At 39.6% G+C, this 18,014-nt stretch carries 16 protein-coding genes; 4 read left to right on the plus strand and 12 right to left on the minus strand.

Annotated features, from left to right (window positions below; all coding sequences use genetic code 11):
* Nucleotides 1–18: 18 nt before the first annotated feature.
* From HMPREF2764_RS04975 to HMPREF2764_RS04985, 3 genes are all read right to left on the minus strand, one after another.
* Complete coding sequence (locus HMPREF2764_RS04975; protein WP_070527669.1) at nucleotides 19–309, minus strand: hypothetical protein; 291 nt, start codon at nucleotides 307–309, stop codon at nucleotides 19–21.
* Nucleotides 310–759: 450 nt separating this feature from the next.
* Nucleotides 760–945, minus strand: a complete 186-nt coding sequence (locus tag HMPREF2764_RS04980) for a hypothetical protein (RefSeq protein ID WP_070527671.1) — start codon at nucleotides 943–945, stop codon at nucleotides 760–762.
* Between the two features lie 95 nt (nucleotides 946–1,040).
* The gene (locus HMPREF2764_RS04985) at nucleotides 1,041–1,226 is read right to left on the minus strand and encodes a hypothetical protein (RefSeq protein ID WP_042900417.1); all 186 of its coding nucleotides are present in this window, start codon (nucleotides 1,224–1,226) and stop codon (nucleotides 1,041–1,043) included.
* A 150-nt stretch (nucleotides 1,227–1,376) separates the two neighbouring features.
* Between HMPREF2764_RS04985 and HMPREF2764_RS09660 the strand changes: the two genes are divergently transcribed.
* From HMPREF2764_RS09660 to HMPREF2764_RS05000, 3 genes are all read left to right on the plus strand, one after another.
* Nucleotides 1,377–1,994 carry a helix-turn-helix domain-containing protein gene (locus HMPREF2764_RS09660; protein ID WP_083306596.1) on the plus strand — a complete coding sequence of 206 codons (618 nt, stop codon included), beginning with the start codon at nucleotides 1,377–1,379 and terminating at the stop codon, nucleotides 1,992–1,994.
* A gap of 134 nt (nucleotides 1,995–2,128) precedes the next feature.
* Nucleotides 2,129–2,797 (plus strand): Fic family protein, encoded by a 669-nt coding sequence (locus HMPREF2764_RS04995; RefSeq protein WP_070527673.1) that lies wholly within the window; start codon nucleotides 2,129–2,131, stop codon nucleotides 2,795–2,797.
* A 193-nt stretch (nucleotides 2,798–2,990) separates the two neighbouring features.
* Nucleotides 2,991–4,154 carry a tyrosine-type recombinase/integrase gene (locus HMPREF2764_RS05000; protein ID WP_070527676.1) on the plus strand — a complete coding sequence of 388 codons (1,164 nt, stop codon included), beginning with the start codon at nucleotides 2,991–2,993 and terminating at the stop codon, nucleotides 4,152–4,154.
* A gap of 149 nt (nucleotides 4,155–4,303) precedes the next feature.
* Here the strand turns inward: HMPREF2764_RS05000 and eno are convergent, their stop codons facing one another.
* On the minus strand, nucleotides 4,304–5,608 hold the full coding sequence (gene eno / locus HMPREF2764_RS05005) for a surface-displayed alpha-enolase (protein WP_000022821.1): 1,305 nt from the start codon (nucleotides 5,606–5,608) through the stop codon (nucleotides 4,304–4,306).
* A 163-nt stretch (nucleotides 5,609–5,771) separates the two neighbouring features.
* Between eno and HMPREF2764_RS05010 the strand changes: the two genes are divergently transcribed.
* Nucleotides 5,772–6,218 (plus strand): DUF1694 domain-containing protein, encoded by a 447-nt coding sequence (locus HMPREF2764_RS05010; RefSeq protein ID WP_070527677.1) that lies wholly within the window; start codon nucleotides 5,772–5,774, stop codon nucleotides 6,216–6,218.
* Here HMPREF2764_RS05010 and HMPREF2764_RS05015 read toward each other — a convergent pair.
* The 8 genes from HMPREF2764_RS05015 to pulA form a co-directional block, all read right to left on the minus strand.
* The gene (locus HMPREF2764_RS05015; RefSeq protein ID WP_070527679.1) at nucleotides 6,215–7,330 is read right to left on the minus strand and encodes a glycerate kinase; all 1,116 of its coding nucleotides are present in this window, start codon (nucleotides 7,328–7,330) and stop codon (nucleotides 6,215–6,217) included. The two genes, HMPREF2764_RS05010 and HMPREF2764_RS05015, sit on opposite strands and share 4 nt — an antisense overlap.
* Before the next feature lie 8 nt (nucleotides 7,331–7,338).
* Nucleotides 7,339–7,986 (minus strand): phosphoserine phosphatase SerB, encoded by a 648-nt coding sequence (serB, locus tag HMPREF2764_RS05020; RefSeq protein ID WP_070527680.1) that lies wholly within the window; start codon nucleotides 7,984–7,986, stop codon nucleotides 7,339–7,341.
* A gap of 58 nt (nucleotides 7,987–8,044) precedes the next feature.
* Entirely contained in the window at nucleotides 8,045–9,478 is a 1,434-nt protein-coding gene (gene glgA, locus HMPREF2764_RS05025; RefSeq protein WP_033629732.1) for a glycogen synthase GlgA, read from the minus strand.
* Nucleotides 9,475–10,614, minus strand: coding sequence for a glucose-1-phosphate adenylyltransferase subunit GlgD (gene glgD, locus HMPREF2764_RS05030; RefSeq protein WP_033629731.1), 1,140 nt, complete (start codon nucleotides 10,612–10,614; stop codon nucleotides 9,475–9,477). Before glgD ends, glgA begins: the two co-directional genes overlap by 4 nt.
* On the minus strand, nucleotides 10,604–11,746 hold the full coding sequence (locus HMPREF2764_RS05035; RefSeq protein ID WP_070527682.1) for a glucose-1-phosphate adenylyltransferase: 1,143 nt from the start codon (nucleotides 11,744–11,746) through the stop codon (nucleotides 10,604–10,606). Before HMPREF2764_RS05035 ends, glgD begins: the two co-directional genes overlap by 11 nt.
* 158 nt (nucleotides 11,747–11,904) lie before the next feature.
* Nucleotides 11,905–13,800 carry a 1,4-alpha-glucan branching protein GlgB gene (gene glgB / locus HMPREF2764_RS05040; RefSeq protein ID WP_070527685.1) on the minus strand — a complete coding sequence of 632 codons (1,896 nt, stop codon included), beginning with the start codon at nucleotides 13,798–13,800 and terminating at the stop codon, nucleotides 11,905–11,907.
* A 272-nt stretch (nucleotides 13,801–14,072) separates the two neighbouring features.
* On the minus strand, nucleotides 14,073–15,497 hold the full coding sequence (locus HMPREF2764_RS05045) for an NADP-dependent glyceraldehyde-3-phosphate dehydrogenase (RefSeq protein ID WP_000199367.1): 1,425 nt from the start codon (nucleotides 15,495–15,497) through the stop codon (nucleotides 14,073–14,075).
* Between the two features lie 195 nt (nucleotides 15,498–15,692).
* Nucleotides 15,693–17,978: a type I pullulanase gene (gene pulA, locus HMPREF2764_RS05050; protein WP_000935956.1), complete on the minus strand. Its 2,286-nt coding sequence runs from the start codon at nucleotides 17,976–17,978 to the stop codon at nucleotides 15,693–15,695.
* Nucleotides 17,979–18,014 lie beyond the last annotated feature (36 nt).

Genomic DNA, 18,014 nt, shown 5'->3' on the forward strand with positions numbered 1-18,014 from the left:
TGTTGTCTAGGTCTAGTGTCATTGCATTGCCTCCAGCTCTTTAGCGTCGTCATTGTTCAAAAGCAAAAAGGCTATTTCATTTAGACGATCGTATAGCTTTTCATTCTGGGCGTATGCTGTATCAGTGTATTTTTTAGCAAGCCATAAGAACGTGGTCGTATCTTTCTGTAGTGCAAACTCAAGCCCTTCAAGAGCTAGGTTATTCATTTCTAAAACATTCATGATGTCGGTTAATTCGTTCCCTAATTCTGCTAGTTTCTTAGCCGATAATAGAACTTGTTGGCTTGATGTTGCTTTTTTTGTTGTCATGTTTTTTACCTCTTTTTCTATCTTTTTATAATTGCCACGATGGCTTTTTAATGCTTTTTTCCTGTCACATGCCTCACGCTCAGAAGTTTGCCGACCGATAGCGTGGGGATTTTGAATGGTTGTTTCTTATACAGTTTTTCTTGTAATTCCTAGCTTCACACTCAGAAGTTGGGCGATGGCGAGTGTGGGGATTTTGAATGGTTGTTTCTTATAGACGATTTCCTCACGCTCAGAGTCGCCAAATTGAAAGCGTGAGAAAGTACCAGTTTTAAGAGTTGGCGCTCTATGCTTTTCAAAACCTTTTCTAATTACTTGCCTGCCATTAGTTGTTATTGATTGAATGGTTGATTTTTGTTATAATTGAGATATAGAAAAAATATCTATACTCTTGATCCAGTCGCTTGCTACTGTCGCCAAACTTTCAGCAAGTGACTTTTTTTGTTGTCGTTTTTAATCTTCATGTCTAGGTTTTTTATAAATCAGTTGACGGCTTTCCACTAACTCAGCGATAAAAGCTAGGTTATTGGCCGTATTCTCTATCAAGTCGTCAAGTACCCCTTTATTTTCAGGTAATGCCATAGCTTCAGCCATGCTTACAGCATCATCTAGCCATGTTTTAAATTCTTTAAAGTTCATTTCTTTGCTCCTTTTTTGTTGTCAATCCCCAGTGGTAAAGCACCACATGAGAAATCTGTAAATGTAAAATAGTATTGCGATTGGGTCGCTCCTTTCTAATAGTCTTCTGCAAGCCACTGCATGGCTTTTTGATAAATGCTAGGCTTTACTTCGCCACCGTCTCGGATTTTGCGATAGGTAACTTGTGAAACCCCTATTTCTTCGCCTGCTTGCTTTGCAGTCAATTTCTTGTCTGCCTGCTTTCGGCGAATCGCTTTTGCTTGTGTTGAGGTAATAAGCAATGAAATTCCTCCTTTCTCTAGCTAACTATTTGTTAGCTAGATTTTAGTATAGAGTATTTTTTGTTAGCTGTCAATGATTAAATAACAAAAAGTGAATTTTTTGTTAGCTTTTTGTTATTTTGTGATATAATTGAAATTGAGGTAATATACATGAACAGACTAAAAGAATTGAGACAAAAAAAAGGCGACACACAGGAGGTCGTTGCTAAAGCTATGGGCGTGACCCGTAGAGGGTACCAAAAATGGGAAAACGAAGAAAGCCAAATCAAACCAGAAAAAGCCCAGCAACTAGCTGACTACTTCGGAGTCAGTGTTGGATATCTGTTGGGGTATGATGAAGTTCCAAAAGAATTAATAGATGAATTAGAATTACAGCTAGATAATGTTTTAACTCCAACTGAAAAAGAAGATTTAGAAAATAATCCAGAATTAAGAAATCACTATTTATCTATCGTTCGGAACAGACTTCTATATAATCAAAGAAAAGAGGTTGAAAAAACAGAACAAGCATTCGACAAAGATTTTATAAAATTTATAGAAAAATACTCTATTTATCTCTCTGATGATCAGATTGAGCAAATTAAAGATCTTATGAAAACAATGTCAAATATAAATAATAGATATTTGATGGTTGCAATGGCTGGTGGATACTTTGAACAAATGAAATCTGAGAAAGAAAATGAGTTCAAGGAATTGTTTAAATACAGTAAAATATGGCAAGAGAACTATTCCACAATGGAATACAATGAGAAGAATAATATTAAATAACTTCCCATATTCGCCAATAGCAATCCTATTTCAAAGGTCTATTGTGCAAAAACAGGGGAAATTGAAGAATAGAAAGCCGATTTTACAGACTAAAGTGCAAAAATGAGCGAAATTGACAAATAGAAAGGGGAATTATGACCTACTCACAAAAATATCTGGACGATATACTGGTACGCATGGCCTACCATTCTAGCGGTATTGAAGGGAACACTATCTCTCTACCCGAAACCGTCAGCATTATCTTAGAAAGCACCTTGCCACGAAACGGCAAAAGTATTCGTGAGTTTTATGAGATTGAAAACCATAAACAAGCCTTTTCTTATCTCTTGGACTCATTGGCAAACCATCAAGCCCTTACTGTGGGGGTGGTTCAAGATTTTCACGCCTTGTTAGTGGATAGACTGCAACATGATAGAGGACGATTTAAACAAGTTCAAAATGCTATTATCGGGGCGGAATTTCAAACGGCTAGCCCAGCAGAAACTCCCTACCTTATGACACAATGGGCGGATAATACTGCTTATCGCTTAGATCATGCTCATGATGAAAAAGAAATCTTAGAGATTTTAGCAGATACCCATATCCAGATTGAACGGATTCATCCATTTAGCGACGGTAACGGCCGTACTGGTCGCCTGGTACTCATGTACCTAGCTATGAAGTATCTAAACGCTCCTATCATCGTCTCAAAAGACTCAAGGGCGCATTATATGGAACTCCTCGCAAACCAAGATGTAACTGGACTAGCTGGCCTATTCAAAGAATCACTGGACTATGAAAAAACACGTATGGAACAGTTTTAAAGCGATAAAACTCTTGAAATATCGGGGCTTTTTAAACCCCATATAAGCCCCATATCCGCCTGTTTTCTATTCTGGTACAATTTACCGTCTGACTGATTAAAATCGAAAATAAGAGGGTTCTCGTAGCCCCTCGCATGGTATAAACTCAAAACCTTTTCTAATTGCTTGCCTGCTGATGGAAAAGGAGTAAACCATGAATATTACAGAATACAAAAAGAAAAACGGATCTATCGTATACCGAGCAAGCGTGTATCTTGGGGTTGACAAACTTACAGGGAAAAAGGCTAGAACTACTGTTACGGCCAACACTAAAAAGGGGATTAAAATCAAAGCAAGGGAAGCTGTCAATGCTTTTGCTTCAAACGGCTATACAGTTAAAGATAAGCCAACAATCACAACATACGAAGAATTGGTAAAAGTTTGGTGGGATAGTTACAAGAATACAGTTAAACCCAATACTCGCCAGTCTATGGATGGATTGGTTAGAGTGCATTTATTGCCTGTATTTGGCGATTACAAGCTAGATAAGTTAACCACGCCTATTCTTCAACAACAAGTAAATAAATGGGCTGACAAGGCCAATAAAGGCGAAAAAGGGGCGTTTGCTAACTACTCCTTACTTCACAACATGAATAAGCGTATTTTGAAGTATGGCGTAGCTATTCAGGTAATACAATACAATCCAGCTAATGATGTCATCGTTCCACGCAAACAGCAAAAAGAAAAGTCTACTGTAAAATACTTAGACAACAAAGAATTAAAACAGTTTCTGAATTATTTAGATACTCTGGATCAATCAAATTATGAAAACCTATTTGATGTTGTCCTATACAAGACTTTATTGGCCACTGGTTGTCGTATCGGTGAAGCATTAGCCCTTGAGTGGTCTGATATTGACCTAGAAAACGGTGTTATCAGTATCAATAAGACACTAAACCGCTATCAAGAAATAAACTCACCTAAATCAAGCGCTGGTTATCGTGATATACCAATAGACAGAACAACCTTACTTTTACTTAAACAATACAAAAATCGTCAACAAATTCAGTCTTGGAAATTAGGTCGTACTGAAACGGTCGTATTCTCTGTATTTACAGAAAAATATGCTTATGCTTGCAACTTACGCAAACGCCTAAATAAGCATTTTGAGAATGCTGGTGTAACGAATGTATCATTTCACGGTTTCCGCCATACACACACCACTATGATGTTATACGCTCAGACTAGCCCTAAAGATGTCCAATACAGATTGGGACACTCTAACTTATTAGTGACTGAAAATGTTTACTGGCATACAAACCAAGAAAACGCAAAAAAAGCTGTCTCAAATTATGAAACAGCCATCAATAATTTATAAAGGGTGTCACGATCAGTGACTACCCTCTTACTATACCTAAAATCAGTTAAGGGTAACTAAAAGGGTAGTAAAATTAGAAAAAGCACTAAGGGAAAGCGCCCCAAAGTGCTTAGTTTAAAGGCTTGACGCCTTCTAATCTAGAAATTAGATTATTTTTTAAGGTTGTAGAATGATTTCAATCCACGGTATTCTGCTACTTCACCAAGTTGGTCTTCGATGCGAAGCAATTGGTTGTATTTAGCGATACGGTCTGTACGTGAAAGTGAACCAGTCTTGATTTGTCCTGCGTTAGTTGCAACTGCGATGTCAGCGATTGTTGAATCTTCAGTTTCACCTGAACGGTGTGATACAACGGCAGTGTAACCAGCTTCTTTCGCCATTTCGATAGCGTCGAATGTTTCAGTAAGAGTACCGATTTGGTTAACTTTGATAAGGATTGAGTTAGCAGCACCTTCTGCAATACCTTTTTCAAGGTAAGAAGTATTTGTTACGAAGAAGTCGTCACCAACCAATTGAACTTTGCCACCAAGACGTTCAGTAAGAGCTTTCCAACCGTCCCAGTCGTTTTCATCCATACCATCTTCGATAGTGATGATTGGGTATTTGTTTACCAATTCTTCAAGGTAGTCGATTTGTTCTGCAGCAGTACGTACAGCTGCTCCTTCACCTTCAAATTTAGTGTAGTCGTAAACTTTACGTTCTTTATCGTAGAATTCTGATGAAGCACAGTCAAATCCGATAAATACGTCTTTACCTGGAACATATCCAGCAGCTTCGATAGCAGCAAGGATAGTTTCAACTCCATCTTCAGTTCCTTCAAAACGAGGAGCGAATCCACCTTCGTCACCTACGGCTGTTTCAAGACCACGAGATTTAAGGATTTTCTTAAGAGCGTGGAAGATTTCAGCACCCCAACGAAGAGCTTCTTTGAATGATGGCGCACCAGCAGGTACGATCATGAACTCTTGGAAAGCGATTGGAGCGTCAGAGTGAGAACCACCGTTGATGATGTTCATCATTGGAGTTGGAAGAACTTTAGTGTTGAATCCACCAAGGTAGCTGTAAAGTGGGATTTCAAGGTAGTCAGCAGCAGCACGAGCTACAGCGATAGACACACCAAGGATTGCGTTAGCACCCAATTTACCTTTGTTAGGAGTACCGTCAAGTGCGATCATAGCACGGTCGATAGCTTGTTGGTCACGTACATCGTAGCCGATGATTGCTTCAGCAATGATGTTGTTTACGTTGTCAACAGCTTTTTGTGTACCAAGACCACCGTAACGAGATTTGTCACCGTCGCGAAGTTCAACTGCTTCGTGTTCACCAGTAGAAGCTCCTGATGGAACCATACCACGTCCGAAAGCACCTGATTCAGTGTAAACTTCTACTTCAAGTGTTGGGTTACCGCGTGAGTCTAGGACTTCGCGAGCGTAAACATCAGTAATAATTGACATTTTTTACTCTCCTTATGAGTTAAATTTTTTACTCCTCTATAATACCTTAAAACCCCTCCTTTTTCAAGAAAAAACGTTATCTTTGTGCAAATTTTCCTTAACTTTATAAAGTAATCGCTTTCTTTTGTCTGTTTTATTCTAACTTTTATGATATACTGTTTTCATGACAGATTTATCAAAACAATTACTTGAAAAAGCTCATGGTGGGCCAAAATTAAATCCGGATGAGCAAAGACGCTATCTTGGTACTTTTGAGGAAAGAGTTCTTGGATATGCAGATATTGATACAGCAAATAGCCCTCAGTTAGAAAAAGGCTTTTTATCTATTTTAGAAAACCTTCAAGAAAAAGCAGAGCCACTATTTGTGAAGATTTCACCAACTATCGAATTTGACAAACAAGTTTTCTACTTAAAAGAAGCTAAAGAAACTGATAGTCAAGCTACCATCGTATCTGAAGAGCACACTTCTTCTCCTTTCGGTCTGATTATTCATACCAATGCACCAGTGCAAGTAGAAGAAAAGGACCTTCGACTTGCCTTTGCAAAACTTTGGGAAGGTAAAAAAGAAGAACCCGTCAAAACATCCATCTGGAAAAAATGGTTTGGCTAAATCTTAGGTATATTTAATAATTGTCCAATATTAGAAGCCGTATGCTCCAAATAGAGACTGGCATTTTTCAAACTATCTTCTAAAGGTTCACTTTTCTCCAAAATAGAAAAGGCAGCTTGGATATTTTCAAATGGTAGGGAAGGTAAATCTTCAGCGAGACTGCCACAAATAGCAATAACAGGAACTCCGACAGGGGTTCTTTTTGCAACACCTATAGGCGCTTTCCCTGCTAAACTTTGACGATCTAGCCTTCCTTCTCCAACAACAACCAAGTCAGAATCAGAAACTTTCTTTTCAAAATCAATCAAATCTAAACAAGTGTCAATTCCAGATACGATACTTGCCTTAGCAAAGGCACACAAACCACCAGCAATGCCTCCACCAGCTCCTGCTCCTTTAATTTCCAATGTTACAGGGGAGACTTTTTCATAAAAATCTTGGATAGCCTGATCTACTGTCTCAAACATAGTAGGATCTAGGCCTTTTTGCTTGCCAAACGTGTAGGTCGCACCTTGGTGTCCACATAAGGGACTCACGACATCTGCTAGAATACGAATGTGAACATCTTCAGGAATTTCATAGCAATTTTCTGTTGCAACAGAAGATAAGTTTAGTAAGGATTGGCCGCAAGCAGGCAAGGCATTTCCATCCCTATCATAAAATTGATACCCTAAACCAGCAGCAATCCCCAGTCCTCCATCATTACTGGCCGTACCACCAACGCCAATATAGATATCTTTAATTCCTTGATTAATGAGGTGGCGAATCAATTCTCCAATTCCACGAGTTTGGGTTTGAAGTGGATTTCGTTTCTCTATCGGAATTTTTCCAAGGCCAACTAAATCAGCAACTTCAAATAGTGCCAGTCCCCCTTTTTGAAAATAGCGCATGGCTTCTTCTTGACCAAAAGGTCCTGTCACTTGAATCCATTTTTCTTCAAGGTCAAGAGAATGTCGGATAGCATCTACAGTGCCTTCTCCCCCATCACCAACAGGGCAGAGGAGACAGTCTACATCTGCAAGCGATTCTTGGAAGCCTCTTTTAATAGCTTCAGCAACCTGATCAGCGGTCAAACTTTCCTTAAATGAGTCTGGTGCAATTACAATCTTCATATTTTCCCTCACTCTAAAAAGTCAATAATTAAAGGAAGAACTTCTAAAAAATCTCTCTTGTCAACATGATGTGGTATTTCTTTTTTGAGCACTTCTTTGGCACAAAAAGCAATTCCCAGTCCTGCTGATTTCAACATTAATAGGTCATTTGCCCCATCACCGATTGCAACTGTTCTTTCTCTAGGAAGTTGCAGTTCCTTTCTCCATTGTTCCAGAGTATCTTTTTTGATCTTGGGATTGATAATTTGTCCAACTAATTTTCCTGTTAGAAGACCGTCTTTAACTTCAAGTTGGTTGGCAGAGAAATAGGTAATGCCAAGGGATTTAGCTAATCTCTCAACTATTGGACTAAATCCACCGGACACCAAACCAACTAGGATACCATTCTTTTGGAGAATAGAGATAAATTCCTGAGCGTTTGGCATTAAATGAATAGAATTAAAAACTTTCTCAAAGACCGAAATAGGAAGACCTTCCAACAAGGACACTCTTTTTCGTAAACTCGTTTCAAATTCTATCTCTCCTCGCATCGCCTGACTTGTAATCTGCGCAATTTCTTCCTCACGACCTGCTTCTTTTCCTAAAAGATCAATCACTTCTTCTGCTATCAGGGTGCCGTCAACATCCATGACACACAAGCCTTTTACTTGAGACATAAACTTTCCTTTCTAAACAGTCCAAAAATCGTATGAAAGAATCATACGATTTTATCTATTAGTTGACTAAACTATGGTACAAGTCAAGGTAAGATTTGCAGGCTGTATCCCATGAAAAATCACATTCCATAGCTTTTTTTTGTAGATTTCTCCAAACGTCCGGCTGGTACTTATAAACATCCAAGGCTGTTTGGAAACTCCAGTTAAGCCAGTATGGTGTTAAATTATCAAAGCTAAATCCAGTTCCAGTTCCTTCGATCGGATTGAAGGATTGAACTGTATCACGCAAACCACCAACCTCATGAACCAATGGTAGAGTTCCATAGCGCATCGCCATCATTTGAGACAAGCCGCATGGTTCAAAACGACTTGGCATGAGGAAGAGATCACAAGCTGCGTAGATTTCTTGAGCAAGTTTGACATCAAAAGTGATATTTGCTGATAGCTTGTCTGGATAGACTTGAGCAAACCAAGAGAAGGAATGTTCAAAAGCTGGGTCACCTGTTCCTAAAAGGACTATTTGAACGTCCTCCTGTAAGAAACGATGCAAGCTTTCTACAACAACATCAAAACCTTTTTGGCGTGTCAAACGAGAGACAATCCCAACTAGAGGAACATCTGCTCGCACAGGTAGACCAACTCTCTCTTGCAATTTTGCTTTGTTTTGCGCTTTTCCAGACAAATCTTCCTTATCAAAATGATAGTCTAAAAGTGGGTCTGTTTGAGGATTATAGAGATCTGCGTCAATACCATTGACAATACCTGAAACCTTACCTGACTCCATGCGAAGAATCTGATCCAAACCACAACCGAACTGACTGGTCATAATCTCATGCGCATAGCTAGGAGATACGGTTGATACACGATCTGCGTAGAGAATCCCTGCTTTCATCCAGTTAAGACAATCATTCCAGCGAAGAGTGCCATCAGCATAGCGTTCAAACCCAACACCAAACAAATCCCACAACATTCCTTCAGAAAATTGACCTTGGAATTCCAAATTGTGAATGGTTAAAACGGTTCTGATTCCTTGATATGCCTGAATCCAATGGTACTTTTCTTTTAACAAAAAGGGAATCATGGCTGTGTGGTAGTCATGAACATGGAGAAGGTCAGGGATAAAGCCGATGCGCTCCATGGCTTCAAGAGCAGCCAGTTGGAAAAAGGCAAAGCGTTCACCATCGTCAAAATCACCGTAGACATGACCACGGAAGAAATAATACTGATTATCAATGAAGTAGAAGGTTACACCATTCAAGACCGTTTTCTTAATACCACAGTACTGTCTACGCCATCCTACACTAACTTCAAAGTGGAGAACATCCTCTATCTGGTCTCCGAACTTAGCTTCTACCATATCATAATAAGGCAAGAAAACTGCAACTTCGTGCCCCGCTTTTACAAGTGATTTGGGAAGTGCGCCAATGACATCGCCCAAACCACCTGTTTTTGAAAAGGGTGCTCCTTCTGCCGCTACAAATAAAATTTTCATGAATAAATGTCCTCTGTTACTGTTTCACCCTTCTTCACTACAACTGGATGTTCTGCCGTTCCTCGAATGACAATACCATCCGCAACTTCAACGCCCTTGTCCAAGATAGCATATTCAACTTGGGCACCTTGACCAATCACAACACGAGGGAACAGAACGCTGTTCTTCACAACACTATCTTTGTGAACATAAATGTTACGAGATAGGACTGACTGAACTACCTCACCCTCAATGATACTACCAGAAGCAAACTGAGAAGTACTTACTTTTGAAGTATTCGCATAGTAGGTTGGTTCTTCATTCTTAACTTTTGTATAAATCTTTTGATTTGGTGAGAAAAGAGAGTAGAATTTTTTAGATTCAAGCATATCGATGTTTGCTTGATAATAGGACTGAACAGAATGAATGTTCGCTAAGTAGCCTGTGTATTCGTAAGCAAAAGCTCCTTCTTTTGCAGCTAAATCACGGAGAACATAGCGCAACTTTTCAGGATATTCTTTCTGAGCCTCTTCTTCAAGTCGTTCAATCAACCAAGGAGTATCCACAACAAAGATATCTGTAGACATATTGAAGAGTTCATCCGTAGATTTGTTATCAAAGAGTTTGTGCGAACGAACATGGTCAGTCTCATCGATTTCCAGAATAGCATTCACATCAGAAATGTCTTTCTTAGGAAGCTTCTTATATACAACTGTAATCGGACCTTTTGTTGTATTGTGTAGGTGGAAGACTTGATTCAAGTCAATATTCACCAGCACATCGCAGTTAATCGAAACGGTTTGGTTTGAACCTGAACGTCTCAAGTAGGTAAGAAGCTGTTGGTAATACTCTTTTCCAACTGTACTGCTTTCAACACGAGTATTGTAAATTCCTAGATAGTAGTGACTTAGAAGGGTTGACAAGCCCCACTCACGACCTGAACGGATATGGTCGAAAACTGAGCTGATATTATCTTGTTGGAAAATACCAAAGATACTACGAACACCTGCATTTGCAAGACTGGAAAGGGGGAAGTCAATCAAACGGTATTTCCCACCGAAAGGCAAGCTAGCTACCGGACGGTGTTCTGTTAACGTTGACATATCATGAAAACCAACTGTGTTTCCCAAAATGGCTGAATATTTATCAATCTTCATCTGTTGCTACCCCCACTACTTCATTGTATCCTACTACTTGTACTTCGTCAGTTCCGTCAATTTCTACGCCGTCTGCAATAATGGCACCTTCACCAATGATGGCACGTTTAATTTTTGCACCTTTTCCGATAATGGCACCACTCATGATGACAGAATCAACGACCTCGGCACCTTCACGTACTTGTGCTTCTGTTGAAAGAATCGAACGTTTAACCGTTCCATCTACAAAACAGCCATCCACGACCAATGAATCCTCAACATGTGCATGCGCACCAAAGTAGTTGGGTGGCGAAATCAAGTTTCTTGAGTAAATTTTCCACTGACGATTACGGCTATCCAAAGCATTTTCTGGCGAAATGTACTCCATATTGGCTTCCCAAAGTGACTCAATCGTACCAACGTCTTTCCAGTAGCCATTAAATTCATAAGCATAGACACTTTCACCAGACTCGAGATAGTTAGGGATAACGTTCTTACCAAAGTCTGACATATCCACATTGCTCTTTTCAGCAGCAACAAGCATATTGCGAAGTCGTTTCCAGTCAAAAATATAAATCCCCATAGAAGCCTTTGTAGACTTAGGTTGAGCAGGTTTTTCTTCGAATTCAACGATACGATTATTGGCATCTGTATTCATGATACCAAAACGGCTAGCTTCTTTGAGAGGTACGTCTAGGACAGCTACTGTCAAACTGGCATTGTTATCCTTGTGGGACTGAAGCATATCATCGTAGTCCATCTTGTAGATGTGGTCACCAGAAAGAATCAAAACATACTCAGGATTAACACTGTCGATGTAGTCAATGTTTTGGTAGATAGCGTGACTAGTCCCTTCAAACCAACGGTTTCCTTCGCTGGCTGAATAAGGTTGTAAAATAGAGACACCTGAATTGATACCATCCAATCCCCAGCTAGAACCATTTCCGATATGGTTGTTCAAAGCGAGAGGTTGGTACTGCGTAATCACACCAACATTATGGATTCCAGAGTTTGCACAGTTGGAAAGAGCAAAGTCAATGATACGGTAGCGCCCACCGAATTGTACTGCCGGTTTGGCAATGCTTTGAGTGAGTTTTCCGAGACGTGTTCCTTGCCCACCCGCAAGGATCAAAGCTAGCATTTCATTCTTCATTTTCTACTCCTTTATAAAGTCATATGAACGTTAAAATCGAAAGAAGGTCGGAAGTCAAACTTTTTATAAAAATAATAGGAAATCCATTTCTCTTGTGTTTCAAGTCCAATACAAGTACATCCGTTTTTAAAATCTAAAAAATTATAATCAACAGCTCATTATTCTTTTTTCTTAGCTGGTTTCAAACGACGTTTAATCTTCCAGATACTTGCTCCCATGGCAGGCAAGGTAAAGGTCAAAGTCTGCTCATAATCCTTCCATAAACCTTCTTGAGTCTGAACTGTTTGATTGTGCTCTTTCCACACACCTCCCCATTCTTCCAGCTCTGTATTCCAAACTTCTTCGTAAATACCCGCAACAGGTAAACCAATCGTAAAGTCCTTACGTTCAACTGGTGCCATGTTAAAGACACAGACTAACATTTCGTCCTTCTTGCCCTTACGAATAAAGGAAAGGACACTCTGATCTCTATTATCAGCATCGATAATCTCGATACCATCATAACTAGTATCAATTTCCCAAAGACAACGATGCTCTTTATAGAATTGATTTAGTTGTGAAGTGAAATGCTTCATCTTGGCATTCATCGGATCTTCTAGATTAGACCACTCCAACTGCTCCTCAGACTTCCATTCTAGGAATTGCCCGTATTCACTACCCATGAACAAGAGTTTCTTACCTGGATGACAAATTTGATAGGTGTAGAGATTACGTAGACCAGCGAACTGATTGTAGCGATCTCCCCACATCTTATGCATCATACTCTTTTTGCCATGAACCACTTCATCGTGTGAGAAAGGTAGGAGATAGTTTTCATTGAAAACATACATAAAGCTGAAAGTCACAAGATTAAAGTCATACTTACGATAAATCGGATCTTCCTCGTAGAAACGGAGAATGTCGTTCATCCAGCCCATATTCCATTTATAGTCAAAGCCAAGGCCGCCCATTTCTTTCATACCAGTAATCTTTGTCGCTGATGAACTTTCTTCTGCAATCATCATGATATCTGGATGAGCTAACTTAATCACTGTGTTCAAACGTTGAAGGAAATAATAACCTTCATAGTTAAGGTTTCCGCCGTCCTTATTTGGAGTCCAAGGAGCATTATCATAATCTAGATACAGCATATTGCTCACTGCATCGACCCGAATACCATCTAAGTGGTAAAAATCAATCCAAAATTTAATACTTGAAATCAGGAAAGACTGGACCTCATTTTTCCCGAGGTCAAAATTCAGAGCACCCCAACCGTAGTTATGAGCCTTGTTGTGGTCTTGGTATTCAAAAGTTGGTGTTCCATCATAATATGCCAAGGCATCATCATTAATAGTGAAATGACCTGGAACCCAGTCTACAATAACACCAATATTATTTATATGACACTCTTCAACGAAATCTTGGAATTCCTCAGGTCTACCATAGGAATGTTCAAAAGCAAAGTAACCCATAAGCTGATAGCCCCAGCTCAATCCAAGTGGATGAGCCATTAAAGGCATGAACTCAATATGTGTATAGTTCATTTCAACTAAATAAGGAATCAACTCTTCCTTCAGCTGTGAAAAACTATAGGGACTACCATCTGGATTTCTCTTCCAAGACCCTGCATGGGCTTCATATATATTAACTGGTCTCTCGAAAAATCCCAGACGTTTGCGACGTGCTAGCCAAAGTCCATCTTTCCATTTCTTTTCACGGATATTGGTCAGAACTGCTCCTGTACCCGGTCTAGCTTCAAAATAAACTGCCAAAGGATCAATCTTCATAATCTGATGACCATTTGCACGCGTGATATGATATTTATAAATCTGACCTTCCTGAGCTTGACTCGTAAAGACTTCCCAGACACCTGCCTCGTTTCTAACCATTGGAATCTGATTTTCAACCCAATCGGTAAAATCACCAACTAGATGAACTGCTTGTGCATTTGGGGCCCAAACCCTAAAGGTATAGCCTATTTCTCCGTTTTTCTCCTCTCTATGCGCTCCTAAATAATGCTGGAGGTGAAAGTTCTCACCTGTAGTAAAGGTTCTTAATGCTTCTTGATTATTCATTCAATCCCCTTTCTTTTGTAAGCGTTTTCTATAATTCTATTATACACTCTTTTAAGATAACTTTCAAGTAATTTACGAAGGAAATCATATTTTTTTATGAAAGCCTTCAAAAAATTACCTAGCATTTTAAAAAAGATATCCAGAAAATAGAACACGAAACAATTTCCATATATTTTTTTATTATAATAGCAGAATATTCGTTTTTTATCAATTTTAAACTGTATTTTTTTGAAAAGAATAAAATCAGGAAGTAATTTTCCTGATTTTACATTTCATTTCACATCAAAAACAATGGATTTGACATTTGTCATCGCTTCAATACTATATTTAATTCCTTGCACTCCAGCGCCAGAACCTTTGACACCAAGGAATGGGAAATTATCTGGACCACGCTGGGTTTTATTATTTATATGAACTGTACCCACTTCAAGTTTTTCAGCAATTTCAAATGCTTTTTTGAAATCATTTGTAAAGACTGAGGATTGAAGGCCGAATTCAGATTCGTTGGCAAAGGCAATGGCTTCCTCTACACTAGCCACACGGATAATTGGTAAAACAGGACCAAATGGCTCTTCCCATGCCACTTTCATATCTTTTGTAACTTGGTCAAAAAGCACTGGCCATAGAAGATTGCCTTCGCGTTTGATTGGTGTAAGAGCCTGAGCACCTTTTTCTTGTGCATCATCAATCAAGCCCCAAATAAAGTCTGCTGAAGCATTGTCGATAACTGGTGTGATATCAGCATTGTCGAATGGATCGCCAACTGTTAATTTAGTAACCTCTGCTTGAAGCAAAGCAGCTAGTGTATCTGCTACACTTTCGATAACAATAACACGTTTAATGGCTGTGCAACGTTGACCTGAATAGCTAAAGGCACCCGCAACAATTTGCTTGGCAGCATGTTCCAAATCTGCATCTTCTAGTACTAAGGCTGCATCTTTCCCACCAAGCTCCAACATGATTGGACGCATACCAGCTAAACGACCAATACGTTCTCCGATAGGAGTTGAACCTGTAAAGTTGATGAAGTTGACTTCTTTGTGTTCAATGATATAATCCCCAATTTCTGAACCACGACCCGTAATGGTATTGAAAACACCAGCCGGAATCCCTGCTTCTTCAAACGCTTTAGCCAACAAGAGCCCAGAAATAGAACCTTGTGTTGGTGGCTTAAACATGACTACATTCCCTGCAATCAAGGCAGGTGCAATTTTAGAAGCAGATAAATTAACTGGATAATTAAAGGGAGCGATAGCCAGCACGACACCAACTGGCTCGCGACGAACAACGGCCAATTTATTTTTACTTGCTGCTTCAAAACCGCCACCTTCCATTGCTTGTCCAGTGATACGGAGACCTTCCTCAGCAGCATAGCGAATCAAGTCTGCGGTACGCACCACTTCTCCAATAGCTGCTTTAATTCCCTTTGCCACTTCTTTGGCAAGTATAGTACCAATTTCTTCCTTATCACGTTCTAAAATAGCTGCTGTTTTGTGCAAATAAGCCGCACGTTCAACTGCTGATAAAGCTCGCCAAGCTGGCAGGGCTGCACGCGCAGCTTTCATAGCCTCATCTACTTCTGCCTGAGTCATAGCTGGAACAGTCCCTAATTCTTCTTGGTTTATTGGTGAATAAATCGTAATTTCTTTTTCAGCTGATTTCCATTTTCCATTTACTAAATTCTGATATCTTGTCAAATTCTCGTCCTCCTGAAAATGATTAAGATATATTTTACCAAATTTTCAGAAAATTACAACCCTTTTTGCAATTTTTTTGAGATTATTTTCACAAGCTTGGTTTTTCAAACTATTTGAAACTTGATTCTAATCTTCATTGAAAACTTATAAATGATAAAAAGGATTAGACAATCTAACCCTTTTTAGTTTATGCATTTAAGAGAGTACTTTTAGCACTGCGACACTAGTATCATCAATGACATTTTCTTGTTTCGAACGACTATTGGTCACAAGCATTTCTAGATTTCCTGCATTTTCAAAGTATAAGGAAGTTCCCTTGGCATTGAATACTACCAATAGATGTTCTGGCCCCCCGTGAATCTCGTAAACAATCCATCCGCTATTTTCTGCAGCTGTGTGAACAAAGACATGACGGTAAACTTCTTCGTATGTAGGATAAGAAAAGGCGCTAGTCTGTGTTTTCAGTCGAATAATTTGACGGACAAAGTCAATGCTTTCTTGTCTTTCATTGATTAAATCCCAGTTTATTTGGTTAACACTGTCAGGAGCGTTGTAACTATTCATAGCACGTTCTCGGTCTGCCGAAGTGAGTTGTCCATGTTCACCCGTCGGAATTAATTTGGTTCGACCAAATTCTTGGCCAATTTCCATAAAGGACATTCCTTGCATGAGAAGGTTCATTACTGTCGCCGTCTCAACCTTGCGCATAATCTGGTCTGAACTTTGATCAGGATGAAGAGTCGCCAACAAATCATGAAGATTGTAATTGTCATGGGCTTCAACATAGTTGAGAACCTGGTTTGGACTGAGATAAGAACCCAATTCTCGGCTACCAAGAATGGCCTTGGCAATGATTGGTTCAGTGGCTGCACCACTTACAAATCCTGACTTGATTGCACCATAAACTTCTCCTCCTTTGACCGCATCACGCTGATTATCATTGAAGAATCCGATATTTGGCATTTGGTAGGCATTATCCTTCTTGGCCTTATCATAAGTTGCAAGACCTGTTCCCATATCCCAGCCTTCTCCATAAGTGATAATACGGGGATCAACCTCATCTAGCGCCCAACGAATCGCTTGCATGGTTTTGACATTATGAATACCCATCAAGTCAAAACGGAAGCCGTCAATATTGTATTCCTGTACCCAGTATAGAAGAGAATCAATCATGTACTTGCGGAACATTTCGTGTTCACTGGCTGTTTCATTTCCAACACCTGTTCCATTCTGGAAGGTACCGTCTGGATTCATACGATAGTAGTAATCAGGGACAGTTGTTTGGAAAGGTGCATCAACCGTTGAAAAGGTGTGATTATAAACCACGTCCATAATGACACCAATCCCCGCATCGTGATAGGCTTGAACCATGGTCTTCAAATCACGAATGACCTGCCCTGGATCATCTGGATTACTAGAAAAACTTGGTTCTGGTGCATTGTAGTTTTGAGGGTCATAACCCCAGTTATAGGTTACATTTCCATCCTCATCGTATTCCTTATGGCGATCAAAGATAGGCTGGAGTTGAACATAGTTGCAGCCAAGTTCTTTGATATAGTCAAAGGCGGTTGCTTGTCCGAATTGGTTTACAGTTCCAGTCTGGGCAGCACCAAGGAAGGTTCCACGGAGATGCTCTGCAACTCCAGAGGTCGGAGATTTGGTTAAATCTCGGATATGCATTTCACAGATAACTGCTTTACATGGATTTTCCAAACGCCAAGGCGCTTCTGTTCCATGTTTGACCACAAATCCTTCTACTTGTCTGTCTTGATGAGAAAGAATTACGGAACGTTTGCCGTCAGGACTTGTGGCAATCGTGTAAGGATCTCTCGTCACAGTCTGGTGGTGAGGAAAGTCAATCTGATACTGATAAGCCTTGCCAGCAAGATTTTCATCTAAGTCTAGACTCCAAACACCAATGGTATTGTACTTATGACTGTATGAATAGCTATTACCACGCTCTAGATTAAAGGTTTTCCAAATCGGAGCGTCGTTGCTGGTATTTTCGTAGACAACCACCTGTACAGCAGTAGCCGTAGGAGCCCAAAGTTTAAAGCTAGTCTGATAATCTGAAAGACTGTAACCTAGTTCTCCTTGGTAGCCCCAGTGGTGATCAAAACTAGCGCTATGTATTGCTCTATCAAAAGCAAATGGATTTTGATCTTTGTAGTAAGGACTAGCAATGGCTGGGTTTTCAGAATAATAAACAGTCTCGTCGCCCTCTAAAATCCAAACTTCTGTCAGAAGCGGATAGTAGTTATAACGCACGGAATATTCCTTAACTGTCCCATCAATCTCGACAGAAAACTTCAGGTTTTCTAACTTTTCTTGACTTGTAACTGTGAAGGAGAACTTTGCTCCAAAAAAGTTATTTTCATAATACAATTTTTCAACATTGTCCGCCTGTTTTCTACTAAATGAACAGGCTGCATAATCCCCGTTTTTTCGATGAAAATGGATGACTACAGGGTAATTTAACATTTCTTTTCCTAATTTCTAATTTTAATTTAATTTTTT

Origin of the sequence: Streptococcus sp. HMSC073F11, from assembly GCF_001810785.1 — a bacterium.
Classification (GTDB): Bacteria; Bacillota; Bacilli; order Lactobacillales; family Streptococcaceae; genus Streptococcus.